We start from the raw sequence: 678 nt of genomic DNA, 5'->3' as shown, positions 1-678 counted from the left end.
ATTGCCACGAAATGCGTGGGCACCTTCAGATTCTTGCTCTTTAAGCCAGCGGCCTAACATATTGGCGCTGATACCAAGACTGCGGGCAGCCTCAGCAATCTTGTAATTTTGTTCTGTAACCAGACTCACCGCATCCAGTTTGAATTCTTTCGAGTAGCTTTTTCGCGTTTTCATATACACTCCAGTTGAGATAATTATCCCTTAACTGGCTGTGTGAATCTATTGGAGCACGTCAGATTTCCATTTCGCCACTGGCATCATTAATCGCGTACACCCATTTACCGTCATGGCTTAAAATGGCTTTACGGGAGCGCGAAGCGGGGGGGGTGGCAATTTCTACCAGGCGTTTGCCGTCGGTGCTGGCTATGGCCAGACGGCCGCGGGCGGTAATGATGACCTGTTTGTGGTCGGCATTAAAATCCAGTGAAGTCAGGTATTGGGTGGGTTTAGTCAGCCAGTTCTCCCGTAACTGAGGGAAGTCGCCACTCAGGGCAATGTCCAGCGTGCGGGTGCGGCGTTTGGCAATGTCGTAAATTTTAAGGTCTGCGCCATGCTGAAAGATAATCCGGCCGTTATCGAGGCTGGCCCGTTTAATGGGAAAGTCCTGAAAATCGGTTAGGGAAACTGCGAATAAGTCCTGCAATTTAGTTCTTGAACCAGCCTTTGCACTTACCGTCT

The 678-nt window shown here is 49.9% G+C and carries 1 protein-coding gene and 1 pseudogene; both read right to left on the bottom strand.

What is annotated here, in order from left to right; genetic code table 11:
* On the bottom strand, positions 1 to 174 hold a 174-nt coding region (locus C6Y40_RS04510), incomplete at its 3' end, for a transposase (protein ID WP_146129494.1).
* Positions 175 to 232: 58 nt separating this feature from the next.
* Positions 233 to 678: pseudogene (locus C6Y40_RS04505) on the bottom strand (hypothetical protein); the annotation flags it as partial.

The sequence above is a fragment of the Marisediminitalea alba genome, from assembly GCF_002993365.1.
Taxonomy (GTDB): Bacteria; Pseudomonadota; Gammaproteobacteria; order Enterobacterales; family Alteromonadaceae; genus Alteromonas; species Alteromonas alba.
This window is presented reverse-complemented; position numbering and strand designations above follow the sequence as displayed.